This window comes from Bradyrhizobium sp. MI1.10, assembly GCF_055811035.1.
In genome coordinates, this window is record NZ_JBVVPN010000019.1 from 83,930 (window position 1) to 110,240 (window position 26,311).

Genomic DNA, 26,311 nt, shown 5'->3' on the forward strand with positions numbered 1-26,311 from the left:
GATCCGTCTCCGCTTCAAGGCAGGTTGTCATGATGAAAATGATGTCTTAGGCAATATTAGCCATCGCTGGCGCTCTCATCGGGGTGACCGCAGCCCATGCCAATCCGGTCACACTGAGGGGTGGGCTACGCCTTTCCGGCCCGCGACGGCCTCTTCCGCCAGCCGACTATCGAGCGGTTCATGCAACAGAACCCCGAGATACGAATCGTCACGGAAGCCAACGCCGCCGGCTGTCCGGCCCTGTTGCAGCAACTCCTGAGGGCGGCGGTCACCGGGGATCTGCCAGACGTCGTCGCCTCGCTCTGCTATCCGGATATGCCGGTCCTCGCCGAGCGAGGGCTGCTCGTACCACTCGACAGCTTTCTTGCCGCTGACCCGCTATGGGCCGCGGTCGGTGTGAGGCCAGAGGCGTTCGCCGCGACGCAATGGAAAGGCAAGACGATCGCCCTTCCGGAATCCGTATCGACGAGCATCATTTACTACAATATAGGCGTCATTCGTAAGGTGCGTCCGAATCTCTCAAACCTGGATCTTTCCAGGGACGATATCCTGTCGCTCGCCGACAACATCCACACGCCGATCCCTGCACTTGTTCCGATCTTCTTTGAATATGATCCCGACAGTTACAATGGTCGTTCCACGCGCTGGTATATAGCCATGGTAGCGACGTGTTCACACCGGACGGAAAGATCGCCTTCGACGGCGCTGCCGGGCAGGCCGCCTTGCGGTTGATGCGCCGCTTCGGTCAGACCGGCATGGTCGACATGATCACCGAACAGGCGCGCCAAGCCTTTGCCTCGGGCAAAATCGGCATTTATGTCGCCTCCAGTTCGCGCCTGGAACAATTGACCGCCAACGTTGGATCTACGCTCGACATCCGCACGGGTCCGTTCCCGCAATCGGCTGCCCACGGCAGGATGCCCTCAGGTGGCAGCGGACTGGCGATCATGACTCGCGATCCAGCGAAACAGGGAGCGGCGTGGGGATACCTGAAATTCGCTCTCGGCGCGGAGGCGCAAATGCTGATGGTATCGAAGACCGGATTGAGCCGGTCAACACGATTGCGGTCAACGACCCGAAATGCCTTGGCGACTATTACAAATCGAAGCCGAACGCCCTCGCTGGCCTCGCCCGGATAAAGAGCGCGAACGTCTGTCCCGGCGACAACGGGTCCCGCATCACCGCCGTAATTCGAGATCACCTGCAAAGTGTCGTGACGCTGAAACGGACGCCGGATGAAGCGCTCGTCGACATGGTCAGCGATGTCCAAAAGCTCTTGCCGAAGCGCTGATTTAGCTGTCTGCTTCAGCTGCCAATTGCTGGTGCGGAGGACAATCAATCATTCCTCGGAAGCCCGTTGCTGTTTCCCAAATTCTCCCTCAGAGCGAAAATCTCCTGCACGCGGTCGACTGTGACGAGAGGAATTCATTCCCGCCGGCCGCCGACCAGCCATCTGACTAACATTCAGGGTGCCAGAATTTCCGGTCTACCTCTCGATGCCTTGGTACTGCTACGGAGGTGGTGCAGAATCGTGCACCTTTGTCATCTTGGCAATCGCATTGCCCCGAGTGCGATTGAATACGGTGTGGCGGCACATTCACTCAGCCTGGACGTGCTAAGCGACCCCGCGGATGGGTATGAATGGCGCGGTCGTACCTATTCTGTCAGTGCAGTTTCATCAAGAGCGGGTAGCGATCGCCAGAATGCCTCAGCAAGGTGCCCGGCACGATGAGGGCCGGTTTGGAAAGAAAGTGGCCCATGAGTGACATCCACCTTCATCACATCACCAAATCCTTTGGCCCAACACCGGTCCTTCGGGGTATTTCGCTTGCGATCGACCATGGAGAGTTCCTGACGCTGTTGGGGCCCTCGGGGTGCGGTAAGTCGACGCTCCTCAGGATTTTGGCGGGGCTGGAAGTGCAAGACAGCGGCTCCGTGAGGATCGGAGAGGGTCTAGTTGATGGCTTGCGGCCGAAGCTCCGTGATATCGCCATGGTGTTCCAGTCCTACGCACTTTACCCCCATATGACCGTGGCCGCCAACATGGCCCTGCCGCTTCGCATGCGGCGATTGACGTTCTGGCAAAGGCTGCCGATCCTGGGAAGGTTCATGCCAGGCGCCGGGCAAGTCTCGGCCGAAATCGACGCAGAAGTCGCCCGCACCGCAGAGGCGCTCGGCATCGCCCATCTGCTTTCGCGAAAGCCCGGCCAGCTCTCCGGCGGACAACGCCAGCGCGTCGCTGTAGGTCGCGCGATGGTCCGCCACCCTGCCGTCTTTTTGATGGACGAGCCGCTCAGTAATCTGGACGCCAAGCTCCGGGTCCAGATGCGCGCCGAGATCAAGGACCTCCATCGTCGTCTGGGCGTCACCTTCGTCTACGTCACCCACGACCAGGCCGAGGCGATGACGCTATCTGATCGAGTCGCAGTGATGCTCGATGGCGAATTGATCCAGGTCGCTCCGCCCCAAGATATCTATGCCGACCCCGACGACCGCCGCGTGGCCGAATTCGTCGGAAGCCCAAAGATCAACCTTCTCGACGCGCTTGTGCGCGAGCGGGGCTTGGCCGATGCCCTGGACACCAGCTTCAAGATCCTCTCCGATGCGCCGCCCGGTACGGCGCTCGCCCTTGGCATCCGTTCGGAAGCCTTCCACCTTTCCGAGAGCGCAGGCGTCAATACCCTGACCGGGGCGGTCCGGCTCATTGAGCACATGGGTTCCGACCTATTTGTCCACCTCGACCTCGCCGGCCTCGATCATCCGCTTATCGCCCGGCTCGCCGCCGAGCGGGCACCCCAGATTGCGCTCGGCCAAACGCTGTATTTGTCGGTGAATCCCGACCGCATCCTGGTCTTTGGCCAGGACGGCAAGAGGCTTCGGTCCAGCGGGTCGGCGGAGACACTCAAGGCCATCCCGATCCGGCAGTTCGCCCTGTGAATGCGCTCGGTCCAACTCAATCGGTAGACGCGCCAGCGCGCGCCGCTCAGGTGCCTTTGCGTCGGCAGCGCCTTGCCGAGGGGATGGCTGCCTACGCCCTCGCGGGCCCGGCGGTCCTGCTTCTTTTCCTGCTGTTCTTCGTACCTGTGATCGCGGTCTTCGTTATCGCAATAACCGACTGGCAGTTCGGCGCTCACATGTTCGCCTTCGTAGGAATCGCGAATTTTCGCGAGGTGTTCGCCGATGAGGGGTTTCGAGCCTCGCTCCTAAACACCGTCATCTATGTCCTCATTGTGGTGCCCGGCACCGTGATCTTCGGCCTTGCCATCGCAATGCTAATCGAGAGCGGACGATCGCTGCGCGCTCTTTACCGCGCCATTCACTTTCTGCCATTCATGGCGACGCTGGCTGCGATGGCGATCGCATGGGAGGCGCTGCTCCATCCTACCATCGGCCTCGTCAACCAGACTTTCTCAGCGCTGGGGCTGCCTACCGCGAACTGGTTGCGCGACGAGGTGACGGCCTTGCCGGTGCTTGCAATCATCGGCATCTGGCAGAACCTCGGCTTCGCTATGGTTCTCTTTCTCGCCGGCCTCAAATCGATTCCCCGCGACCTCTACGATGCCGCCGAGATCGACGGTGCTGACCTCTGGCTCGATCGCTTCCGCACCGTCACCTTGCCAATGCTCGGTCCAGTATCGATGTTCGTCGTCATCGTTGTGGCGCTCCGCGCTTTCGAGGCCTTCGACACCGTCAAGGTGTTGACCAAGGGTGGGCCAGGCCACGCCTCGGATGTACTGCTCTACACGCTCTACCGCGAGAGCTTCGAATATTTGCGCACCGGCTACGGCGCGGCTGTCGCCGTCGTATTCCTCGTCATCGTTGTGGCACTAACGCTCATTCAAGCCCGCGTCATGGATAAGAGGGTGCACTATCAATGAACGCTCGGCTCTCGCCGCAGGCCGCCATATTGCGCCACGCCGTATTGCTGATCACGGCAGCCCTCATCCTCATCCCCTTCGTCTGGATGATTAGCCTGTCCATGAAACCGCCGGGTGAGATATTCCGCGAACACTTCGCGTTTCTCCCTGAGCAATGGTACGCGGTGCAGAACTACAGAAAAGCGTTAACCTCCGCGCCGCTTCCGCGCTACATGGGCAATGGCGTACTGGTCTGCGCGGCAATCCTGACACTGCAGATCCTAATCTGCGCTCCCTGCGCCTATGCTCTCGCCAAACTGCGCTTTCCCGGCCGTGATCTGATCTTTGGTCTCGTATTGATCGGGCTCCTTCTGCCGCACCAAGTGCTCTCGCTGCCACTTTTCGTGCTCTGCTATGAACTCGGTATCCTCAACACCTATGCAGCGCTTATCTTTCCCTTCGTGGTTTCGCCATTTGGCATCTTCCTCTTCCGCCAGGTGTTCAAGACTATTCCCGACGACGTGGTCCACGCCGCGCGCCTCGATGGGCTCTCGGAACTGGGCATCGTTTGGAAGGTGATGGTGCCGATGGCGCTCCCGGCAGTGATTGCTTTCTCGATCTTCTCGGTCGTTGGCCGTTGGAACGATCTCTTCTGGCCGCTGATCGCGGTGCGCTCAGAGAGTCTGATGCCGCCACCGCTCGGGATTATTGCCTTCGCGAACGAGGAGGCAGGGAACGACTACGGGCCCCTCATGGCCGCCGCCACAATCGTCATCCTTCCCCTCATCATCGCCTTCCTCGCCGCTCAGAAGTGGTTCGTTGAAGGAACGACAGGGGGAGCCGTCAAATGATGAAGTCTTCTTGAGAGGCCGGGTAATGAACGGTCTGTATCGAATCGGCCCGACGCTCTGCCACCCTGGCTTGGCGACGCACCCAAATTTGGTACGTTTCGGACAGTAGGATACAGGGAGCCCAAGACTGCGACTCCAGAATAATATCGCGCGTCCCCGTTCCGGCGCGTTGGCGTCGGCTCCAGTGGAGCGAAATGCCAATATGGCACCAGGGGAGTCCCGCCGGTTTCCTGCGGCGCAGGTGAATTTTCCGGCGGATTTCGACTGCCATCTGCCCCTTACGTTCATTGCCGCGCGGTTTGATGTGGTAAGCGCAGGACGTTGGCGGGGGCTTTGGCGCAGACTTTCCGCCAAGCACAGGCCCGAGATCGATGAGCGGACAGAATCAATCGCCTTCCCTCTACGCCAGGCGTGGCGCGAGTTCGCTTTGGCGGATCGTGGTGGAGGCGATCCGCAAGGATATCATCGGTGGGACGTATAAGCCGGGCGAACGCCTACCTACAGAAACTGAGCTAGCGGCGATCTTCGGCGTTCACCGCAACACTGTGCGCCGGGCATTCGCGGTGCTCAAGGAGCGCGACTATGTGCGCATCGAGCAGGGACGGGGTACCTTCGTCAAGGAGCGCGTCGTCCACTCCCGATTGGGTGCGCGAACCCGTCTGAGCACGACCGTGCGCGACATGCACAGGATCAGCGAGCGCCGGTTCGTCGGCTCCGCGCGGGTTCGCGTCGACAGGGACCTTGCGCGCGACCTCCGTGTGCCACAGACCCAGTTCGCACGCAGAGTCGATACGCTGATACTGATCGATGGTATCGCTGCCTCGATCTCGTCGAGCTATTTCCCGCTGCCTCGATTCGAGGGAATCGAGGCGTTGATCGAGCAGACGGGCAGTCTCACGGAGTCCTGGAAGCACTTTGGCATCCTCGACTATCACCGATTCGAGACGCGGATTTCCGCGGGTTCATTGTCGCAGGCCGATTCCCTTCTGCTTGCGCTGCCGCGACGGCAACCGGTCATCCTGATGACCAACATTAATGTGGACCTTGACGGCGTTCCGATCGTGGTCACAAGAGGGAGAATGGCACCGCAACGCATGGAAGTTGTCATTCGATTCAGCGAGTGACCAAGCAATCTGTGTTTTGGGCTGAGGGGATGCTTGCCACTTTCATCCGAAAACAGCCAATGCCGTACAAGCCGGCATTGGCAAGCAGATCCCTCGTTCTTTGCTAGATCAGAGAAGCGCCGGTGCTTCACCAAGACTGATTGCATCGGCGCTACCTCGCGGCTGCCGCTTCCTGTACCAAACCATTCCTTTTTTGTGAGCGAAAGCGGTGACCAGCAGACGGCGCAATCCATCTCTCAACTGGTTCAAGCGGGCGTCGCGCCTAAAGGATGACATCAAGGAATTCCTCTCCGGAAAGCGGACGAGAGAGATTTTACTGCCTCATAGATCATGTGCGACTCACGTAGCTAAACTGTCCAACTGGGAGTCCTCAAGCAGGAGTCACAGGCAAGAAGCCGACTAGCGTTACTGTTGCAATTTATTGAAGGCTCGAAACCATGAATGACAATGAAACGTATCTATGATTGGGGGGTGCGTGGCTTGCTCATGCTCTGGACCACGTCACTGCGAAACACCGAGCAATGCAGCCGGTCCTATCCGGCGATTGTGATATTACCCGCCGGGCCTGCATGTTGGCGCGCGGCGCTGTACGAGGCCTCGTTCTGTTGCAAGAAGCTAGCTTTCTCGATGATCCGAACTACCCGATCATTGCCAAGCGTTTTCGTAGTTCGGCGGCCCGCTGCGACAAATTTTGGCATTTCGGAGTCCTGGACACTATCGTCGGCTGGAGATGCGTATTTCCGTAGACTAACTGTCGCACCGATTCTCTCCTGCTCGCATGCCACGCAGGTGAGTGGATGATCCGGATGACCAACATCAAGATCGATGGCGACGGCGTTTCGATCACCGTCTCAACCGCCCGAATTGTCCAGCAATACGTGGTGAAGTCATTCGCTTCAGCGAGTGATTAGCCGAGGGCCGGATCTTCGTTTCGGCTGAAGGTGCGTTTGGCGCATTCATCCAGAAATTGTCAGCACTGTTTCAGCGAACCGACATCGGTACTTTAGATGCCGGGTTCATCTTCCCAGTCAGAACGCTAGTCGAATTTGACGTGAGGCCTCGCCTACCAGTGGTCGGTCTTGCGCGACACCATCCCTGCGCTCGCCGAACGCTTTGGCGTCCTAGTCTCGCTAGGAAACCGAAAACGTACAGTCAACGATTGCGTCTTTTTTGAATGGAGACTTTTGTGCTGAAGAAAGTAGTCAAGCTAAACTCGAACGAGAATACCTGCCATCTCGCATCACCCTCACGACGGTCATTGAATGGCGGCTGTAGGAAGCATTCGGACGCGGCTTCCAGATCAGCCGAGATGGAGCTGGGCTCTGCCCTGAATAAGCCGATCCATGGCGAGCGGGCGCGGTACATAGGGGCGATCAAACAGGCTATCTTGACTTCAGCGGCAGCTGTCATTGCGTTGAGTGGCGCACAAGCAGCTGACCTGCCGGTCAAAGCGAAGCCGATCGAGTACGTGAAGGCCTGCTCGCTGTATGGTGCCGGATTCTACTACATCCCGGGGACCGATTCCTGCATCAGACTGGGCGGATATCTACGCTTTGACACAACTCTCTTGCCGAACCCCGTGACTGGCGCGGGCGGAGCTGACAACCGCCTCAGCAACTACTACAGCATGCGCTCTCGTGAGGCTCTTGACATCGATACGCGTACCGCGACCGAGTACGGCGTAGTGCGGACCTTCTTCGAAGGCCTGCTCCAGTGGACCGGCGGTGGCTACGCCGGTGCTGGCGCGGGTCTCTCTGGCGGTGCCACAACGTACTCCGGTGACAGCGTCGGAGGCGGTTACCTCCAAGTGTACTTAGCCTTTATCCAGTTCGCCGGCTTCACCTTCGGTCAAACGCAGTCGCAATTCAACACACCCTGGACCGAGTATCCAGCGAACATCTTCGAGCTGCCGGGCAGCGGCGGCGGAGACGCCGTCAATCAATTCACGTATACAGCCGAATTCGGTCAGGGCATCACCGCTTCCTTTTCGGCTCAGGATCAGGTCGCCAGATACACAACAAGCATCTGGAACGTGAGCGCCGCGACTCCCGCAGGTCTCGCAACCGGCGCGTACGGTGCCAGCGACATCGGGGGGGCGCGAGCTCCAGATCTCGTTGCTATGCTTCGCGTTGACCAAATTTGGGGCCTCTTTCAGGCGTCGGTCGCTGCGCATGACAACCATGCCGCATATTATGGCGCCACCGAGACCACGGGTCATCCGGGCGACAAGTGGGGCTGGGCCGGGCAATTGGCCTTGTCGATCAAGAACCTCCCGACCGGGCCGGGCGACACCATCAATGTGAGCGGCATGTATGCCAATGGCGCAAGCCGCTATGGATTCAACAGCTATATGCCGACGACGTACGCGAGATACGGCAGTACCGGAGCAGCAGGTGCTTACCAAAGTCTGGGCATTGGCGGTGTGTCTGACTCCGTCTTTGTCGCCGGTGCCGGTCAGGAGCTGACCACGGTCTATGGTTTCAACGGTGGGTACACCCACAACTGGGATCCACATTGGGCCACCAGCCTCTACGGAGCGTGGGCTGCTGTCCGGTATGACAGCAGAGCGAAAGGTTACGTCTGCGGCGCAGTCGTCGCAGGTCTCGCGCTATCGAGCGGCGTTGCCGGTTGCAACCCCGACTTCAACTACGCGATTGTTGGCGCACGCGCAATCTGGACCCCGGTCAAGAAACTGTCCTTCACAGCCGAGGTTGCTTACAACATGCTCGATCAAAAGCACGCAGGCGGAAGCACTGTGACGCTGCCGACCCAGTCAGGTATTGCCAAACCGGGTGCTGCGTATGAGCTGAAGGACCAAGGCGCCGTGAGCATCATTCTGCGCGCGCAACGGAATTGGTGAAATCCGTTCAGCCAATGCCCACCCCGACCCCGAAGTTCAGGAGGTTCACATCCGTCGTGACAACCTGCAAAATATGGTGCCCCTCAAGCAGGCCCGCCCAAGCGCCGATGCCGGCAATGGTTCGCGACGTGACGAGCCTACCGAAATCCTGATATCGACGGTTGGCCGTCCTCCCTTCGGTGCGAGGACGGCCAAAGAACCTCCGACAGAAAGACATAATACAATGGCTCATGAAAGCTATTCGCCGGCCGAAATCCTGCGGTTGATCGACAATTCAGACGAGCGCCATTTCGTTGCCGAACTCGAAACAGGCATTGTTACGCTCAGCCGCAATCGTCAGTACTTCAAAGGCTACTGCTTCTTTTCCGCGAAGCGGAAGGCACGCGAACTGCATGATCTTCCGATCGAGACTCGCACGAAGCACCTTCTGGAAATGGCGATGGTCGCTGAGGCAGTTCAGTTGGCCTTCGGCGCGAAGAAAATGAATGTCGCATTCTTCGGAAATTCGTTCGCTCACATGCATTGGAACATCGTTCCCCGTTATGGCACGGATCCGCTACCTGAAGATTCGATCTGGACGCTGGAGCGCAAGTTGATCGAATCGCACGTCCTATCGGAACAAGAATTTTCGGAAGTGAAAGCCACTTTGCGTGAGGCGCGCTCCAAGCTCTGCGAGCGCGACCGGATTCCGATCTCCTTCTCCTGATCAGGCACACCTCTCGTCCTGCCCGTCATTGCCGTCCTCTAGGGTCTTCCATTGAGGTGTCCCTGACCGCGATCCAGGCACCTTACGATCTCAATAACCTCCTTGATCCTGCGGATTGAGCTTCGCCACGGCGCTTCAGCGCCACGCATCTGAACACGAACTATGCACAATTGAATACGGCGATTCCGTCCAACCCGGCCCGCCGAACGACATTGGTAAGCTTGCAATTGCCGATGTCGCCAGAATGGTCGCTCGGCATGGGTGCGACCTACAAGGTATCGCTCGAAAATCACGGTCCATTGGACTTCGGCATGGATGCCCGCTACGGCGCCTCAGCTTGGATCTCCGCCGCAATGCTCGCACGGGCAGGTAAGCTATGCATTTCCGAACGCTCATTGGACGGTGACCGGACGAGTGACAGCTGGTAAGCTCGATCTCGATGATTCCAGCCCTTGCACACTGCGCAGGCGGTGAAGAGGGTGGTTGTGGCACGCCGTTCTAGATCGGAGCCGCCACAGGTGTGATCTCAACGGGAACAAGAGCAGGCGCGGCATCTCCGGCCAGTCGATCGTGGCGCGCTTGTCGACGCCACGCTAACAGCAGGGCTATGAGCGACCCGTGCCGGCGCGCGACGCCGCAGGCCGCCTCGCCAGCCTGCAAGGTCTCTTCGGCCCGGCGAACCTTCTCGTCGTAACTGCATCGCCGCCGACGCTCGGCGCCCGGCACATTGACCTGCATTCGCCACGTGACCTTAAAACTTTAAAGCTAGACTTGAGGTCAAATCCTCGGCCCGCCTCTCAAACTACACAAGGCGGCCGCCGCCGGAGGGATACGCCATTTCGTCCGCAGGCGCACACGATCACGATGGTGGACGGCTCGCCATCGCTGTCGCATCCAGCTATTGTCCGTTGCCGCGGTTCGAGCGCATTGAACAATCATCATGTAAACCGGCAGTTTCGCGGGTTTCGCGGAGGCTTGGCGCAGATCGGCGTCACGATCTACAAGCGCCACGAAGCCCGAATCTCGGCACTCGCACTCTCCAAAACCGATTCTGAATCGCTCGGACTGTCCCGATACTGATGACCAACGTCAATCTGGACGCCGCCGGCAATTCCGATCGTGCTTTCGAGGATGCGCCTCGCCCCCAGCACATGGAACTGGCCATGAACATCGACTAAGTCGTTTCGGCCCTGTCGCCTCTCTTCGGCAGAGGGGCAGCCTCGCCAGGCTCTTCTTTCCCCAAGGTAATGTGCCGATATTGTACGGTCCGTACCATCCCGGCCATCCCGGTGATCAAGGCCATATCTTACCCCATCCGACTTCTGAAGCACTCTCGGTAGCCCAAGATCTGCGCGCCCATGTCCATCGAAATGGGTATGACCGGCCTAATCGTCCTGGTTCTGTCAGCGCGGCTTCATTCTCGCCCGATACAGGATACCCAAGGTGCCTCGGCGAGAGGAGGGCCGAGTGGCTACAATCGCCTTCTCGATCTTCGCCGTTGTCGGCCAGTGGCACGATCTGTTCTGGCCGTTGATCGCGGTACGCTCGGAGAGTCCGCCGCTCGGGATTATTGCGTTCGCAAACCAAGAAGGCGGCAACGACTACGGTCCCCTTATCGCCGCTTCGACAATCGACGTGCTCCCCTCGTCGTCGCTTTCCTTCGCTTACAAATGGTTCGTCGAGGGAATGACAAGAGGAGCGGTCAAGTGCAGAGCCATTTCAGGAAAGGATGGGGGAATGAACGGCGCATCTACTGAGTCGGTCGAAACGTTTGCCGCCAGTTTCTGGTCAACCCCGCCCAAATTAGGGAAGTTTCGCGTGATCGGACACAGGGGAGCCCCGGAATACGTGCTTGAGAATACCAGGGCGTCTTTTCGCCACGCCCTCGACTCGGGCGCGGATGCGGTAGAGACCGACGTCCACCTGACCAAGGATGGGACCGTAGTCTGCCTTCACGATGGCGACCTGCTACGTGTCGCTGGCTTTCCCGACGCTATCGCCGACATCGATATTCAGCAGGCACGACGGCTCTTTCCGGCACTGCTCACCTTCAACGACTTTTTGGAGATGACTCGCGGCAAGCCGATCATCGTCGACTTGAAGCACGCCACCGCAGCTGAGGTGGACATCTACGTTGGAAGTTGCCAGTCCCTCGGAGCGATCGAGCGCATCCTCTTCACCGCCTACACGACCGAGATCGCTGAGGCGATCCGGCGCCGGTCAGCTTCCGCGACCGTCGGCGCCTTCTTTCCCAATGGGGGCGCCGGCCTGCATGTTGCCGTTTCCGTCGGCGCCAGTTGGATCCGGGTGCTACCCGCAGATTATAACCGCCCCACGATCGATACCATCCGTCGCGCCGGTCTTGGAACCATTGCGGTCGCCTCGCCGCGATCGAGCTTTCAGACCGCGACCGACATCGGGGCGCTCGTGGCGATCGCGCGCCTAGGGATTGACGGCGTCCTCACCGACCGGCCGGCCCTCGCCCGGGATCGGCGCCTTGTCGGTGCGCCAGTTTGATCGCGCAGCGGCTGGACGTCACCGGACGGCGCCCGGAGACCCGAGATCGACCAATGACTGTCAACAACCAGGATCGACCATCATCCCTCTACGCCTGGCGCGGCGCAACCTCGCTGTGGCGCATCGTCGAGGCCATCCGCAAGGACGTCACCGGCGGGGACGTACAAGCGCGGGCTAACGCCTGCCAACCGAAGCTGAGTTGGCCGTGAAGTTCGGCGTTCACCGCAATACCGTGCGGCGCGCCTTCGCAGTGCTCAAAGAGCGCGATTATGTGCGCATCGAGCAGGTCGGGGGACGTGCGTCAAGGAACGCATCGTCCGCCACCGCTTGGGCCCGAAGTCCCGCTCGACCACCTCTCTGCGCGACATGGACCGGCTCGGCGAGCGTCGCTTCGTACGTTCCGCGCGGGTCTGAGTTGACAAGGACCTTGCGCGCGACCTTCGCCTGCCCCACGGGCAGTTCGCACGCGGGGTCGATACTTTGAGCCTCATCGACGACTCGCCGGCATTGTTGCATCGAGCTATTTTCCGGTGCCCCGCTTCGAGGGAATCGAAGCGATCATCGACGGACCGGCAGCTTCAGCGAATCATACAATTCGCGTCCTCGACTACCGTCGGTTCGAGACGCGGATTTCCGCCGGTTCACTCTCGCAAGCCGATTCCATGCTCTTCGCCCTGCCGCCCCGGCAACCGGTGATCTCGATCACCAATATCAACGTGGAGGCCGAGGGCGTTCCGATCGTGATCTCAAGGACCCAAGTCGCCCCGCAGCACATGTAATTGGTCGTTCGCTTCGGCGAATGAGCCCCCATGCGCCGAACGCTAGCTTTCGCCGGAAGAGTACGTTTGTCCGACTCGTCTGGTATCTGTCAGTGCCGGTTAAAAGAACTGTCATCGGCTTATCAGATGACGCGCTCATGTTCACGCCCAGAGACGCTCCGTTGCTTCCCAGGATGGGAAGAACATCGGAGCCTACCGTTTGCCTCGGAGATGTTCAATGACAAGGATTGCCTGTGTCGGCGCGATTGCCCTGACTCTGCTTGGCCTGGCCACTGTGCATGCCGAGACAGTGCTCGCCGTGTCGTATGCGCTGCCGAGCAGCTACCGGCCGACGCAGGAGGAAATCGCCAGACGCTTTGAGGCCGAGCATCCCGGCGTACGGATCGACTTGCGCGCGCCGCTCGCAACCTATGATGACGTCGTAAATGAACTTCTGAAGTCCCGCCTCACTGGCGGCGCACCCGACGTAGCCTTTATCGGTATGAATCATGTCGGCCTCATCGCCGAACGCGGCCTTGCTGTGCCGCTGGACCGGTTTGTGGAGGGCGACGGGGGGTGGCCGGCGCTGGGGTATTATCCGACGATCTTGTCTCTCGGCGCCGTCGCCGGCCGGCAGCTTGGAGTACCATTCGCGATATCTGTCCCGGTGCTGCATGTGAATCTGAATCTGGTGCGCCGCGCGGGCGGATCCATGGAGGCTTTTCCAGCCCGCTGGGACGAGATCGCTGAACTCGGGCAAAGAATCTCCGCTCTCGATCCCAAGCTAACGGGCTTCACCTTTCAGTACGACTCCTGGGGCAACTGGACACTGCAAGCCCTCATTCGAGGAGCCGGCGGACAAATGGACGGGCCCGACGGCTGCGGCATCGGCTTCGACAGTCCAGAGGGGCTGCGGGCGCTCGAAGTCCTTCAGCTCTTTCACGACACAAGGATGCCAGCGATGTCATGGCAGCAGGTGCTGCAGGCCTTCTCCTCCGGAACAATCGGCATTTCTGCTGCATCCGGCGCTACGACCCTGCGCAACGAGGCGGAGATCAAGACTGCCTTTCAATATCGGACGCTGCCGTTTCCGACAACGTTGGCCAACGGGAAGCTGCCCGCCGGCGGATCTATGCTCGTTGTCACCACTTCAGCTCAGGAAAAGCAAAAAGCGGCTTGGGACTACGTCAAGTTCGCCACCGGACCGGCAGCCCAGACCATCATGGCCCAGAACACCGGCTATCTTCCTGTCAGCCAGCGTGCAGTCGATGATCCGGCGTTGCTCGGGTCCTTCTACAAGAGCCATCCAAATCAGGCGACGGCCCTGGCCCAGATGGGGAAGCTCACTGCCTGGTATATGTGGCCGGGCCCCAACGGGCTGAAGATCCCTTCCGTCATCCAGGAGTATGTGGACGCGATCATCACCGGCAAAGCGGGTGCCGGAGAGACCATGCCAAAGCTTGGTGCTGCCATCACCGCATTGTTGCCGCCCTGCAAGACGACCAAGTGAGCGGGCAGCTCGAGCCCAGAGCCGCATCAGGCAAGCCAACCACGATGACAGTCAGACCACGATGACAGTCAGATATGACTATGTACGGGTCAATAGCGCCCGTCTGCGTGAAAGCCGCGCCAGCTGCAACTGGAAGTGCCAGGACCGATCTCCTGTTCGTAACTCCGCTCAATGAGCCGGCGCATCTTGGCGGACTCGACCAGTTGGCGAAATTGAATATTGCGCCGGAAGTGTTGAAAGCGTCTTCGCCTTTCCCCGGTCTGTTTCGCGCAGTGTGATCGATGGCGTACCCACATGGTACTGAGTCATTTCCCGCTGCCTCCGCTTGAGAGGAATTACTCCTTCGAACGGACACGCAGTCTCTCCGATTCTTGCACTTCTATCTTCGATTGTCATCGGTTCTAGCCGGTTCTCGCTAGCTGAGTTCCTTCTGATCGCCCCCTGAACCGATAATCACGAGTATCCACATCTATGCGGTCGTCAAGGGCGTTCTCATCGTGGTCTCAAGAATCCGAATGACCCGCAACAGGTGAAAGTGGGGATTCTGCTTCGAGGCCCTGCGTACGAGTGCATTGAGTACGTCTTTGTCAAGGTGGTCTGGGAATTGTAGTTGCCGCTCAGGCGAACCGACATCGGCACATCAGATGCGAGCATATCCGCAGCCAAGTCGGGCCGTTGGTTGACCAGGCCGTATCGCCGCCAAATGCGGGGATCACAGCGCCTCATAGCACCGAAATCATCGGATGAGGGATGCGATATTATCTTTGACCACCTCTTTCTTCAGAGTCGCCGTTTGATGGCTGCGGCTGGTCTCCTGGCACGAGACCGAAGACCATGCTGGCCGAATTGCTCGGACACAGGTTGTTCTCAAGGACCGCGAGCGAAGGTATGATGAACGTCTGATGGTTACCCGAATCCGTCAGAAGCTACGAGGACCTGAGCTGAGCATAGCAAGCGTCATACGAGTCAACATCTCCTGCATCAATTCTGTAGGGACTTACAAAATTCGCACTCCGGTCAACTACCAACGTTAGCAATTGATCGAGAGAACCGACGCATGGCATCCTCTAGGAATGTAGAGCGAAGTCACACCTTCGGAATTCGGCACGCAACATCAACCCTGAGAGCAGGGGCAAGGTGATGATCGGGTATCGGCGTGACTATGAAAATGCCATCTCGGCCGTCGCCTATCTGTTTGCCGTCGTCGGGCTGTTCCTGGCCTTCAACGGCAAGATAGAGTTCGACGTTGCGGCGATGCTCTGGATTTTCTTTCTAGATCATTGGAACGGGCATATTGCTCGCAAAACTAGCCATCTTCGCCCCCCAGGTGCAGCAGAATTCGGAAAGAGCTTCGATAGCTTTGTCGACTTCATCCACGGCATCTTGTTCCTGGCCGCCATCATTATACTTGTTGGCCGAGGTTCGGCACTGTCACTTTTCGCCAGTCTGCTCCTGGTTTTGGGTGCGATTAGGCTGAGCTATTTCGAGAATGTCGGCCTAACGCATGACGCTCCTTTTCTCGGGATTCCGGTTTCGTATGATGCTCCATTACTTGCCCTGATGTTCTTGCTCCGACCGCTAATGTCCGGGGGGACGTTCGAGACGGCACTGGCCCTACTGTTTTCAGTCCTTGCGGTCTTCCATGTATCCGAGTTTGTGAAGGTCCGGGCAATCCGAGGCCTTGGCGTTCAGATAGTACGGCCACAGCGATTGGGTCGTTGGTTCTAATGGCCGCCACTTTGATGTAGCTGGAAGTGAACTATCTAGGAGGGCGCCCCAATGAACAACGCGTTTGCAGCAGCACCTGCTGTGAAAGCCTCACTTCAGGCCCAGCTTGACCAACGCCTTAAAACGCCGATCGCACTTAGGCTGAATCCGCCGCCGCCAGTAGCACACGTCTTTGATCCGGTCCTCAGCAACGCAATAAATAACATTCTGGTACGGGGTGCTCTAAGTAACATTATTGGACATCATCGTTGGTGCGGAACCGAACCCGACCGACGAGCCGGCGCTGAATTCTGCGCCTCGCGCCTGGGTTATCGAGCTGACGAAGCGCGTATTGTCCTGGCAAGCAGCACACAAAGTACTCTGAACATGCTCATTCCCGGCCTCGTCGGCGCAGGCGGGATGCTGGCCGTTGATGAACTAACCTACCCGCCGATCAAGGTGTTTGCAGCCCGTTATGGTGTAAGCTTGGCGCCGGTCCGGATGGATGACGACGGCATGATCCCGGACGCATTTCGAAAGGTGTGCCAGACGCATCGCCCGAAAGCGCTATACCCTCTTTCGACGCTTCAAAACCCGACCACCGTCACCATGTCCCTGGAAAGACGCAAGGAAGTCGTCGCGATTGCTAGAGAGTTCGGCGTCTCCATCATCGAGGATGACATCTACAGCCTTATTCCCAGGAATGCGCCACCGCCGCTTTCTGCCCTTGCCCCGGAAATTTCTTGGTATCTGCTCGGCTTAGCCAAGAGTGTCGCGCCGGGAATGAAGGTGGCCTATGTCGTTGCGCCGTCAAAGGAGGCGGCGGCGGACCTCTTTTGGCCGGGAGTCCGGGCTACCTTCTGGATGACGGCGCCGCTTAGCGCCGCACTCGCCACAGAATTGATTGAGACTGGATCAATCGCAAGGATTCTTGACGCTGTTCGCAGCGCAACGGCCGCGCGGCATACTTTGGTTCGCCAACATCTCACAAACGTCGATCACCGACTCGGGGAGGGGGGTCTCCATGTATGGATGCTAACGCCGCCTCACGTCACGAGTGCCGATCTAACTACGAGACTTGAGCAAGCTGGCGTGCTTGTTTCGACAAGTGATGGGTTCGTGATCGGTGAAGCGGAGCCGCCACGAGCGATCCGGTTCGGCCTCGGCAACCCATCGGATGACTCAACCCTCGAGAGGGCAATCAAAATTATCGCGGCAGAGTACGACAAGTACCGATTGACCTAGGCCCAGCGTCATGGAGACAATAATATGTCCATACGAAGCACGGCAACGAGCCAACCTGCGTCGGGCCAGATTCACAGTCCCTGGGACGATTTTGATGATCTCGGCTACTTTTATCAGTTTCGCCCGACGTACCCGTCGCGGATTGCAGAACAATTGAGGTTCGTGCTCGCTGATTGCAGGGGAGGTCAAATCATCGAGGTAGGCGCCGGGACCGGGCTGTTCACGCGCAGCCTTGCCGCGGTTTTTGGCTCTAGCTTCCAGATCGTCGCAGTAGAGCCAAACGAAGATATGCGGCGGCACGCGGAGACCCAGACGCCAACCGGCGTGCTCGTGCACTACACAGACGGGGTGGCCGAACATCTGCGAGCGGCAGACGGTTCTGCTCAGTTAGTAACGGCTGCTAGCGCAGTGCATCGCTTCAATCGTCCGGCGTTCTATCGAGAGGCGCAGCGTGTCCTGGCGCCTGGGGGTGTCCTCGCAATCGTTCAGTACGAGCCTTACGACAAGGGTAGTGCCTTCGTGGATGGCTTTCTCTCGGTAATCGAGGCCGCACTCCCCGGCTACCGCCGGCATCGGCATTCCAGACCTGAGGGCGGCTACGCAGAGATTGATATTGCGGTCGAGTTAGGAGCCGAAGCTGGTCTGAAAGACGTGACGCGAGAACGCTTCGTTTTCAACGAGCTGATCGATCGCGAAACGTTTCAGCATCGTGCGCGGTCGTTCACAATCGTGCAGAAAGCGATCAATCACGAGGGAGAGGATGCGATCCTTTCGGCCCTCGGCATCCTCTTCGAACAGTGCCGTGATAGCAACGCACTTGTCGAAATGCCTTACGAGGGCGAAATCATTACAGCGCGTCGCACCTAGGGTCTAGTGGAGTCTTCCGTCAGTGGATGGTGGAGATCAGGATGCGTTTAGTATTAAGCGGCGCCACATTAATCGATGGACGTGGAGGCAGGCCAATTGCGAATGCTGAGGTCGTTGTTGAGGCCGATCGCATAATTGCTGTCGGCTCTGCAGGTGAATTGGCTGATCAAGCCGAAGCGAGAGTTATAGACCTGACTGGGAAATATCTTTTGCCAGGCTTCATTAATGCTCACGATCACCTAACAACAAAAAGACTTCGCGGCTCGCGGACAGATCGCGCGGGTGCCGATGATGCGATAATGGTCGCGCGGGGCATCCAGAACGCACTTGTCAACTTGCGAGAGGGCATAACAACTGTTCGCGATGCGGGCGCCCCCAGAGGATTGTCGCTGTCACTCAAGTCTGCGATTACAAGCTCCGATATCGTCGCGCCTCGCATTCTCGCAACCGCTCAGGGCCTTACTGAAACGGCGGGCTACGCGCATGAGATATTTGTGGAGGTGGATAGTCCTCTTGAGGCGAAGAAAGCCGCCGGAGCGATGATTAAGCGGGGCGCTGACTTCATCAAATGCATGGCTAGCATCGAATGGGGCCATGCCGAAGGCGAGCCATTAAGCGCGGTTAACATGGATGTTGCAACGATGCGGGCCGCTTTCGACCTTGCGCACCACCATGGCCGCAGATGCATGGCACACGCGCTTTGCGACGAAGCGATCGCAAATGCCATCGAAGCTGGCGCTGACACCATCGAACACGGTGTATTCCTCAGCGCTGCTACCGCAAGAAATATGTCAAAAAGGGGCGTGGGCCTGGTGCCGACTCTCAGCGGGTATAAGGAACTCGGAAATGACTGGGGACGAGGTCAAGGCATCATGCGCCACAGCGCCGAGCTCGTTGAGCACCACAAGGTAGGCTTTCGGCATGCCCTTGACGCGGGAGTGACGCTTGCCTTTGGTTCGGATAGCCTAGGCAATCTGACGGATGAATGCAGTACGATGCAGGAATGGGGGATGACCCCGATGCAGTGCGTTGAAGCGATCACCCGGAACGCTGCGATCCTGTTAGGCATCGATGATCGAGTGGGGATCGTTACTGCGGGAAGAGCGGCCGACCTCGTCGTTCTCGATGCCGACCCAATGTCAAATATCGCTGCACTTGGCGAAGTCGAAATCGTCGTCAAATCCGGCCGCTTAATGGATCCAGCGATGCTGCCCATATAGCGCGATCTCGGCAGCCCCCGCAGGCTTTCTTTGGCTGCCCGCCGACATCAAAATGCCCGTGGTCGTGAGGAACGTTCAAATCTTCAAGCTGAGCTGGAAGGCGCCAGCTATCACATGGTGATGCAGATCCTGTACAATCCGCTCGAAGCTGGCGCCTTCGCGCTTGGCCGAATGAAGACACGGATGCGGTCGCGCCCGTAAGGTCAGCGGGTTCGAGAAGCCGCGGGAGCACTGGAATGTTCTTCTGCACGGCAATCACCCCGGCTATATTAGTTGGCAGGAATATAAAGACAATCAGAGGCTCCAGCTGGAAACCGTGCACACGAAGAAGAACTGCTCGGGTAAATCGGCGCGCGGGGGACGCGCACCTCTGACCGGCGTGGTACGGGGCGTTGCGGGCGGATGATGCGTGTGTTCTATGGCCAGGCCAAGGGCAATGCACATCGTTATCAATGCCGCGGTGACGAGGCCATATCGGGCAGGCTTATGTATCAGCATCGGCGGAGTGCGGGTCGATCGTGCGGTCGCGCTGCAAAGCTTGAGCTGTTTCCGACCTGGCTGTTGCAGCGATATTGGTGTCCGACCAGGTTGAGCGCTCGAGATACGCATGATCTGCCGCGGGTTTGGAATGCACGTCCACGGACACACGCACCAAGCAGCGGCTGGTTCACATCGTAGTCTTAGAGATTGTTTGCGATCTCGATGAGAACGCCAATGGGGCGTTTCTGCTCACCCACTGGGCCGGTGGCCGGCACACGGAGGTTCGTGTTAAGAGCACGCAGAGCTGGCGTAAGCTCCTGATCGACGTAGAGCAACGCGGGTTGCAGATCACCCCGGAAATTGCCCTTGGTGATGGCGCGCTCGGCTTCTGGAGGGCGCTTGACGACGTCTTTCCCGGCACGCGGCACCAGCGCTGCTGGGTGCACAGGACCGTGAACGTCCTGGACAAAGTCCCGCTCTCGGTGCAGGCCAACATGAAGAAGGACCTGCGAGGTCTTCGCCGAGAGATACTGCGCCAAATACACCCGGGCGGACGAATGCCTCGCCAGGGACCGCGACGCGCTGCTGGCCTTTACGACGCCCGGCCGGGCATTGGGATCACTTGTGCACGACCGACGCCATCGAAAGCGTGTTCGCGACCGTGCGGCACAGAACCGTGCGGACGAAAGGATCGCTGTCGTCAAGGACCGCCCGGCTGATCGTGTTCAAGCTGCTTATCGCCGCATCAAAAGCCTGGCGGCGGCTCAAAGGCACAAATCAGTTGCCGAAGGTGATCGCAGGTGTCAGATTCAACGACGGCATCGAGGTCATCCACATGCCGGCAAACACGCAGCCTGATTGCCTTGTCGCCCACGATTCCGCATAGCCTTGATTAGCGCTGAGGAAGAGCATTCGGGATCAAGCCGCGTCTGAGAACCGGCAGTGAGAGAGGCCTTCCCTGCCAAACGAGCGGTCAAATCGTTCTGCCCGGCGCGTTGCTCCGTTGCGACAAAGGGTGTCAATTGAGTGGCGTCCTGGCGAGGCTAGTTTGTGAAGAACCGTCTATTGCCTAAGATTTCGCGATAGGCATTAGTCCTGCTGAATACAGATCATGATTGTTGGAGATAAGAGGAGAATGGAAGCGGAGGTGTTGGCTTCAGGACTCCAAAAAGGGAATCTCTCATCGGGTCGCAACCTAAACAAAACCGAATCGCCTCTGAGGATCTTCGCGAAGATGGGTCGAACCGCCGAGGCAGCACTCCGCGGCCCTGGATTTGAGCGGCTTGTGGCGATGGTGTGTTCGGGGACGTTGGGGGCCGTCTATTGCATCGAGGCCTCGCGGCTGGCGCGCAATGAACGCGACTGGCATCACTTGATCGACATATGCGCCCTCGCGGACGGGTTCGTCATCGATCCCGATCGGCGTCTATGATCACCGGCTTGTCAACGACCGCCTGCTGCTCGGACTGAAGAACCGATGTCCCAATATGAGCTGAGCCTACTTCGCCAACGTGGAATCGCTGCTCGAGGCTTCAAGGCCCAGCTCGGCGAGTACCGCGCTCCCGCCACGTTTTCGTCGGCATCGATCTCGGTCTTGCCGAGTTCATTCCAACAAAAATCCGGGGGAAAGCATGAAGCGTCGCTTCCTACGTCCACACTAGGGTCGTCGAAGCATTTGGTTGGCGACGTGATCAATGATCACCCTCGCAACTTCAGCGGGATAGCTGGGTCTATAAAGGTCGTAGCTTTCGCCATCGCCAGTGAACCCGGACCAGGGGGCCTCAAAATTGGGAAATTTGGCAGTCATGGTAAGCTCTCAAAGATCTCCGAAAGCTATGCTCTGATAAGTTTGACGGGCCGTTGCGAAGTTGGTCGCGATCGACGGCGACCCCAAGCCCTATCCGGAATGTTGTGTTACCTAGAGACGACCACCGGCGAATGAATCTCCGGCCGCGACGACAACACCTCATTGCTTCGAAGTTTAGGTGGTCGGGCGGTTTGATCCAGAGGTGGTAACTTGCCGGATCGATATCGGATGGCATAACGAACGCCTCTTCCGCGATATTCCGGCGGCTGTGCGTTTCAAGGCGCACTGCATCCATAATTCAGATGCCAAGCCAGTCGTTAGCCAATGGGGCGCGATCTCCGCGATGAGAGGCGCAACGATCCAATTTGTTGTTCTACCCCCATGCCAAAATGCCCTCTGCGTCGATAAACTGGACCCGCAACGTAGCCGACCCGAAGCTGACAAGCCAAGGATTTGCTGAGACCCGAGATGTACTAGCTGCGTGCGGGGCGCATACGCAGAAAGGGGAGGAGGAGCGTTCTTCGGGAGGACGCCATAGATGTCGCCCTCAAAGATTGAAAGATTATGACGGCGCGCGATCTTCGCGAGTTCTTGTCGCCTCGTCTCGGTCACGATCGCTGATGTGGGATTATGAAGGGTAGGCATACAGTATAAGGCGCGCGCCTTCCCCTTGAATTTTATGGACGCACAATCAAGGGTCTCAGGCTCAATCCCTCCCAACATCGCGAGGATGCTCTGCGTACCGGTTAGCGAGTACTATTCGGCCCGGATCCAGCGTTCCTTCGAGTCGCCGTGCGAGCCAATTGGCACCGGCTTCACGATCCTTCTGTGCCGGTGAAATGAGGAAATCGAATAGCCTCTGCGACATTCGTCTTCGCAAAATCGGAAAACATTTTAGAGTGCAGTCCGGACGAGCGGACTCGGAGGGGGAAAATTGCGCCCGAAGTCGATGAGCCGTGCGGCAGCCTGTGCAACTTCGCTAAGATGTGAAAAATTGTCTATTGTCCCCTCCCTGGCTTGAAACCAAAACGATCTTCAGCCGGTTAGCGGGCAACACCCGGGACAGTTGCCAGCGCGATCGAGCCGGCAATTGCAAAGGCTGTCGCGACCGGCACCGCAATTCCACGAATTGCTGGGACGCGGATTGCAGTGGTCACGTGTAAGAGCGCGAGTATGATGAAGGTTGCCGCAACAATTGTCGGAAAAGCATCGTCCGACAACAACGGGCGAGCGAGCAGCAGGATAGAAAGGACTGGCGTATCGTATGAAACGGGAACGCCGATAAATCGCGCGTCAGATGTGAGTCCTACATTTTTGAAATAGCTGAGCCTGATCGCGCCCGCCAATACCAGCGCCATGCTCGCGACGAGCGATAGCATCGTGCCTTGACCCACAAGAATAATGATCGTGGCCGGGAACACAACGCCATGAATGAGATCGGCAAATCCATCGAAGCTTTTTCCGAACTCCGCCACACCTGGACGGCGAACATGTCGCATCTTCCGGGCAACATGCCCGTCCCAATGATCCAGAAACCAGGTCCAAAGCATTGCCGCAACGCCGAACTCTATCTTTTGGTTCAAGGCCAGGAACAGCCCGATGACGGCAAACAGATACGAGAGGGCGGTGATGGCATTTGCGTAGTCACGCAGATACCCGATCATCGCCTCGCTCCCGTCAGCGGGATGCAACTTGCCGCAGGAAGTGCGCGGCTCATCGGCGGCGCGAAAATCTTCTCGGCCAAGCGCAGATCATCTTCGCTATCGATTTCGAACCAGCGCGTATCGCTGCAATCCGCTGCTGAAAGCTGCAGCTCTCCCTTCTCGACAAGCAGCGCGAGGATCTGCTCGACATAGGCCGTACGATGCCCACTTTCCATAGCCCGGTGCAGTGCTGGGACGAGCTGTTCGCGCGAGGCGTCTGCGGAAAAGCGCACCAGGTTGATGGTCTTGAAGAGACGCCTGGCCCGGGCCTCGACGGGCGTTTGGTTCATGACGAACGTGACGACAGAACCATTGTCAGCAAGCTCCACCGCGGAACCACTCATTGCTGCGTTGAACGCTGCGACGGCCGCCACACTCTGCTTGGTGGATGAGACCGTTCGAATGGTTCGTTCGAGGACTTCCCGCTCGAAGAACACGTCGCCCTCGAGAAGGACAGTGTCGCCGGCGAGCATTGTATTTCGCGCTAGCCATAGGGAATATGCGCTGCCGGTCCGATCGAAGATGGGATTATGGACATACTCGATGTCGACCCCCTCGAACCGATGACCGCACGATTGTTCGATGTCTTCCTCGCGATAACCCACGACGATGGTCGCTTCGCGAGTCCCGAGCTCGGACAACTGGTGCAGCGCGTTGTGCAGCAACGGCGTTCCGTTCACCTCCACCAGGGGTTTCGGAACGAATTCCGTGTAGGGGCGCAGTCTTGAGCCCATTCCTGCGGCAAGGATTACGGCCCGTGTACCATTGAGCATCTCGAAATGTCCTTTTAGGAAGCCTCAGGCCGCTGATTGTCTGGTCCGCAGGTTGTTCAGGGTCTCGACGGCGCGTCTTAGTCCCGACTCCAGCAGGTCTGGCGGAGCGCCGAACGAGAGACGCAGCCCGTTCACGTCGCCAAAGGTACTACCGGCGACGGAGCCCACATCGGCTTCCTCCAGGAGCAATCGTGCAATGTCGTCGGCGGATCGAAGGTGGCCGCCGGCCGGCAAAGCGGAGACAAGCCTACTCAGATCGAGATAGAAGAAGAATGAGCCGTCGGCGCCCGGCCAGGTTACGTCCTGCAGACCAGAGAGGATGCGAAGACCATCGTTTCGTGCGTCGGACAGACGCTCGTGCATCTTTCGTTCGAAACTGCCGTCGCCGACTTGAAGGTGATGCAGGATCGCGTGCTGCGCGATTACATTGGCATTCGAGGTCGTATGGCTCTGCAGCTTCTTGGCCGCGGAAACGATCTCCGGAGGAGCTGCGAAATAACCCAGGCGCCAACCGGTGATCGCCAGCTCTTTGGAGAAGGCGTTGACTAGGATCGTGCGTGAACGGACGCCGGGATGCGCCATGACGATCGACTCATGGCGCGAACCGGTGAACACGAAGCTGGAGTAGCATTCGTCGGAAACGATCCAGAGCTGATAGTTGATCGCGAGGTCGCCGATAGCTTGTAGAGTCGTTCGATCATACACTGCGCCAGTCGGATTGTTCGGCGAGTTAATGATAATGGCTTTCGTGCGCGGTGTGACAGCGGCACGGATTGCATCAGTTTTGGGAATATATGTCGGGGGACGGGCGTCAACGAACACGGGCTTTGCGCCAGCGAGAAGAACCTGGGACGGAAATGTCGGCCAGCAGGGGCGAATGATGATGACTTCGTCACCCGGATCGAACACCGCCAAGGCAACGTCGAGCAGTCCTTGCTTTGCACCCGCAGTGATCGCGATGTCATCCGTATCCCAGCCGATGCCTGTTTCCCTCGACAGCTTTTCGGCGATAGCCTTACGAAGCGGCGTCAGGCCGATGGAATCGGTATAGCGGTTAGTCCCGGCATTGATCGCGGCAATCGCTCCTTCGCGCACGGATCTTGGGGGCCCGATGATGACTTCGCCGGCCGCCAGATCGATGATCTGACGTCCGGTCGCGGCAGCTGTCTTAGCTGCCTCACGGGCGGCAGCAGTGCCCGAACCTGAAAGCAAAGACATCCGTTGCGCCAACATGTGCGCTTCTCCTGAGCCGATTGTCGATTTTGTTAAGGTGATCGCAACCGCTTCGCCGCCGGTACGCGATCTGCCTCAGCGGATGTCACTCGTCCGCTCGACAACCGCGTCGTAGCCAAATGAGGCTTAAGAGTTTTGGGACCGGCGACCTCTTCATCGCGCCAAGGAGCCCTTCATGCACTTACACGAGGAGGGAGGGGCGCCGTTGGAGTAGACCTGAGCACACAGTATTTTGGCACCGCGCAGCCGACGCATCGATCGCGGCCGTCGGCCAGAACAGAGTGAGAGTGAGTTTGCATGCTGAACTCCTTGCAGCTGATGTTGCCCAGCGCGATGCTCATCCGTCAAATAGTTTGCTCCCATCACCGGATCAAATACTAACGTTGGTAGTTGACCCGAGCGCAAACGCAAGAATTGGAGCGAAATTTGCGGATTTACGAGGTTCGGAGTCGAGCGCGTCTAGACTTGCTCCTGGTGATGGCTTCCATCATTTGCAAGCTTGTCGATGCACGAGGCGGTTTGAAACATGCCGCAGTCCGATCCTGACAGTGCCCCCCGCGCCATCGATGAGGCCGATTGGCGCGCCGTGCGCGGGCTCTATGCTGTGACGCCGGATGTCAGTCGACTTGGAGAACGGCTATTGGGGTATCATGACCGAGCCGGTGCGGCGTCAGTTCATCCGCCAATCCGACATGCTCAACTACCAGAATTCTTACTATGTGCGGCAGCGCTCCAGACCGGAATTCGAGGCCGTGCGCGCCAAGGTGGCGGAAGCCGTGGGCTCGGCACCCGAGAAGATCGCGCTCACGCCTGGCGCGACCGATGCGCTGCAGTTCCTGGTGGGCGGCTACAACAAGCTGAAGCCGGCGATGCTATGCTCTACGCCGATCTCAAATACGCTTCGATGCTATATTCCATGAACGCGCTCAAGGCACGGCGTGGTGTCGAGGTCATCAAGTTCAACGTGCCGGAGCCGGCGACCCGACAGGCCGTGCTGGACGCCTACGTCCGGGTGCTCGACGCGAACCCGAAGACGAGAATCCTACTCCTCACCCAGATCAGCCACCGGAAATGCCTCGTCATGCCGATGGCG

At 58.6% G+C, this 26,311-nt stretch carries 24 protein-coding genes and 2 pseudogenes; 22 read left to right on the forward strand and 4 right to left on the reverse strand.

The features are described from left to right. Positions 1-120: 120 nt before the first annotated feature. From AC0L3K_RS20875 to AC0L3K_RS20915, 9 genes and pseudogenes are all read left to right on the forward strand, one after another. Positions 121-732 carry an ABC transporter substrate-binding protein gene (locus tag AC0L3K_RS20875; RefSeq protein WP_473366811.1) on the forward strand — a complete coding sequence of 204 codons (612 nt, stop codon included), beginning with the start codon at positions 121-123 and terminating at the stop codon, positions 730-732. After that, positions 669-986: pseudogene (locus AC0L3K_RS20880) on the forward strand (extracellular solute-binding protein); the annotation flags it as partial. The gene AC0L3K_RS20875 and the pseudogene AC0L3K_RS20880, both read left to right, overlap by 64 nt. Further along, on the forward strand, positions 980-1,291 hold the full coding sequence (locus tag AC0L3K_RS20885; protein ID WP_473366859.1) for a hypothetical protein: 312 nt from the start codon (positions 980-982) through the stop codon (positions 1,289-1,291). The pseudogene AC0L3K_RS20880 and the gene AC0L3K_RS20885, both read left to right, overlap by 7 nt. 467 nt (positions 1,292-1,758) lie before the next feature. Further along, positions 1,759-2,937 carry an ABC transporter ATP-binding protein gene (locus tag AC0L3K_RS20890; RefSeq protein WP_473366812.1) on the forward strand — a complete coding sequence of 393 codons (1,179 nt, stop codon included), beginning with the start codon at positions 1,759-1,761 and terminating at the stop codon, positions 2,935-2,937. Positions 2,938-3,020: 83 nt separating this feature from the next. Beyond that, positions 3,021-3,878 (forward strand): carbohydrate ABC transporter permease, encoded by an 858-nt coding sequence (locus AC0L3K_RS20895; RefSeq protein ID WP_473366813.1) that lies wholly within the window; start codon positions 3,021-3,023, stop codon positions 3,876-3,878. Then, complete coding sequence (locus AC0L3K_RS20900) at positions 3,875-4,708, forward strand: carbohydrate ABC transporter permease (RefSeq protein ID WP_473366814.1); 834 nt, start codon at positions 3,875-3,877, stop codon at positions 4,706-4,708. Before AC0L3K_RS20895 ends, AC0L3K_RS20900 begins: the two co-directional genes overlap by 4 nt. 371 nt (positions 4,709-5,079) lie before the next feature. Then, complete coding sequence (phnF, locus tag AC0L3K_RS20905; RefSeq protein ID WP_473366815.1) at positions 5,080-5,832, forward strand: phosphonate metabolism transcriptional regulator PhnF; 753 nt, start codon at positions 5,080-5,082, stop codon at positions 5,830-5,832. Between the two features lie 1,309 nt (positions 5,833-7,141). Further along, entirely contained in the window at positions 7,142-8,692 is a 1,551-nt protein-coding gene (locus AC0L3K_RS20910; protein WP_473366853.1) for a porin, read from the forward strand. A gap of 73 nt (positions 8,693-8,765) precedes the next feature. Further along, the gene (locus tag AC0L3K_RS20915) at positions 8,766-9,398 is read left to right on the forward strand and encodes an HIT family protein (protein WP_473366816.1); all 633 of its coding nucleotides are present in this window, start codon (positions 8,766-8,768) and stop codon (positions 9,396-9,398) included. Between the two features lie 498 nt (positions 9,399-9,896). Here AC0L3K_RS20915 and AC0L3K_RS20920 read toward each other — a convergent pair whose 3' ends face one another. After that, positions 9,897-10,124 carry a transposase gene (locus AC0L3K_RS20920; RefSeq protein WP_473366854.1) on the reverse strand — a complete coding sequence of 76 codons (228 nt, stop codon included), beginning with the start codon at positions 10,122-10,124 and terminating at the stop codon, positions 9,897-9,899. On the opposite strand from AC0L3K_RS20920, the gene AC0L3K_RS20925 reads away from it, so the two are divergent. From AC0L3K_RS20925 to AC0L3K_RS20980, 12 genes and pseudogenes are all read left to right on the forward strand, one after another. Next, positions 10,017-10,478 carry a hypothetical protein gene (locus AC0L3K_RS20925; RefSeq protein WP_473366860.1) on the forward strand — a complete coding sequence of 154 codons (462 nt, stop codon included), beginning with the start codon at positions 10,017-10,019 and terminating at the stop codon, positions 10,476-10,478. The two genes, AC0L3K_RS20920 and AC0L3K_RS20925, sit on opposite strands and share 108 nt — an antisense overlap. A 387-nt stretch (positions 10,479-10,865) precedes the next feature. Then, positions 10,866-11,915: a glycerophosphodiester phosphodiesterase gene (locus AC0L3K_RS20930; protein ID WP_473366817.1), complete on the forward strand. Its 1,050-nt coding sequence runs from the start codon at positions 10,866-10,868 to the stop codon at positions 11,913-11,915. A gap of 53 nt (positions 11,916-11,968) precedes the next feature. Beyond that, complete coding sequence (locus AC0L3K_RS20935; RefSeq protein ID WP_473366818.1) at positions 11,969-12,124, forward strand: hypothetical protein; 156 nt, start codon at positions 11,969-11,971, stop codon at positions 12,122-12,124. Between the two features lie 23 nt (positions 12,125-12,147). After that, positions 12,148-12,399, forward strand: coding sequence for a hypothetical protein (locus AC0L3K_RS20940; protein ID WP_473366855.1), 252 nt, complete (start codon positions 12,148-12,150; stop codon positions 12,397-12,399). Between the two features lie 22 nt (positions 12,400-12,421). Then, the gene (locus tag AC0L3K_RS20945) at positions 12,422-12,694 is read left to right on the forward strand and encodes a UTRA domain-containing protein (RefSeq protein WP_473366856.1); all 273 of its coding nucleotides are present in this window, start codon (positions 12,422-12,424) and stop codon (positions 12,692-12,694) included. Positions 12,695-12,911: 217 nt separating this feature from the next. Further along, complete coding sequence (locus AC0L3K_RS20950; protein WP_473366819.1) at positions 12,912-14,183, forward strand: extracellular solute-binding protein; 1,272 nt, start codon at positions 12,912-12,914, stop codon at positions 14,181-14,183. Positions 14,184-15,323: 1,140 nt separating this feature from the next. Next, positions 15,324-15,911 carry a CDP-alcohol phosphatidyltransferase family protein gene (locus AC0L3K_RS20955; RefSeq protein WP_473366820.1) on the forward strand — a complete coding sequence of 196 codons (588 nt, stop codon included), beginning with the start codon at positions 15,324-15,326 and terminating at the stop codon, positions 15,909-15,911. A gap of 51 nt (positions 15,912-15,962) precedes the next feature. Beyond that, a complete protein-coding gene (locus AC0L3K_RS20960) occupies positions 15,963-17,135 on the forward strand; it encodes an aminotransferase-like domain-containing protein (protein ID WP_473366821.1) in 1,173 nt (390 codons plus the stop codon). 24 nt (positions 17,136-17,159) lie between these two features. After that, entirely contained in the window at positions 17,160-18,002 is an 843-nt protein-coding gene (locus AC0L3K_RS20965) for a class I SAM-dependent methyltransferase (RefSeq protein ID WP_473366822.1), read from the forward strand. A 41-nt stretch (positions 18,003-18,043) separates the two neighbouring features. Further along, entirely contained in the window at positions 18,044-19,222 is a 1,179-nt protein-coding gene (locus AC0L3K_RS20970; protein ID WP_473366823.1) for an amidohydrolase family protein, read from the forward strand. Positions 19,223-19,992: 770 nt separating this feature from the next. Beyond that, positions 19,993-20,588 (forward strand): annotated as a pseudogene (locus tag AC0L3K_RS20975) (transposase); the annotation flags it as partial. Positions 20,589-20,837: 249 nt separating this feature from the next. Next, the gene (locus AC0L3K_RS20980; protein WP_473366824.1) at positions 20,838-21,134 is read left to right on the forward strand and encodes a recombinase family protein; all 297 of its coding nucleotides are present in this window, start codon (positions 20,838-20,840) and stop codon (positions 21,132-21,134) included. Positions 21,135-22,552: 1,418 nt separating this feature from the next. Here the strand turns inward: AC0L3K_RS20980 and AC0L3K_RS20985 are convergent. The 3 genes from AC0L3K_RS20985 to AC0L3K_RS20995 are packed head-to-tail and all read right to left on the reverse strand — an operon-like array spanning position 22,553 to position 25,218. Further along, positions 22,553-23,173, reverse strand: a complete 621-nt coding sequence (locus AC0L3K_RS20985) for a CDP-alcohol phosphatidyltransferase family protein (RefSeq protein ID WP_473366825.1) — start codon at positions 23,171-23,173, stop codon at positions 22,553-22,555. Continuing rightward, a complete protein-coding gene (locus AC0L3K_RS20990; protein WP_473366826.1) occupies positions 23,170-23,985 on the reverse strand; it encodes a phosphocholine cytidylyltransferase family protein in 816 nt (271 codons plus the stop codon). Before AC0L3K_RS20990 ends, AC0L3K_RS20985 begins: the two co-directional genes overlap by 4 nt. 24 nt (positions 23,986-24,009) lie before the next feature. Beyond that, positions 24,010-25,218, reverse strand: a complete 1,209-nt coding sequence (locus AC0L3K_RS20995; RefSeq protein WP_473366827.1) for a pyridoxal phosphate-dependent aminotransferase — start codon at positions 25,216-25,218, stop codon at positions 24,010-24,012. Between the two features lie 614 nt (positions 25,219-25,832). Between AC0L3K_RS20995 and AC0L3K_RS21000 the strand changes: the two genes are divergently transcribed. Next, positions 25,833-26,138, forward strand: coding sequence for a hypothetical protein (locus tag AC0L3K_RS21000; RefSeq protein ID WP_473366828.1), 306 nt, complete (start codon positions 25,833-25,835; stop codon positions 26,136-26,138). Positions 26,139-26,311 lie beyond the last annotated feature (173 nt).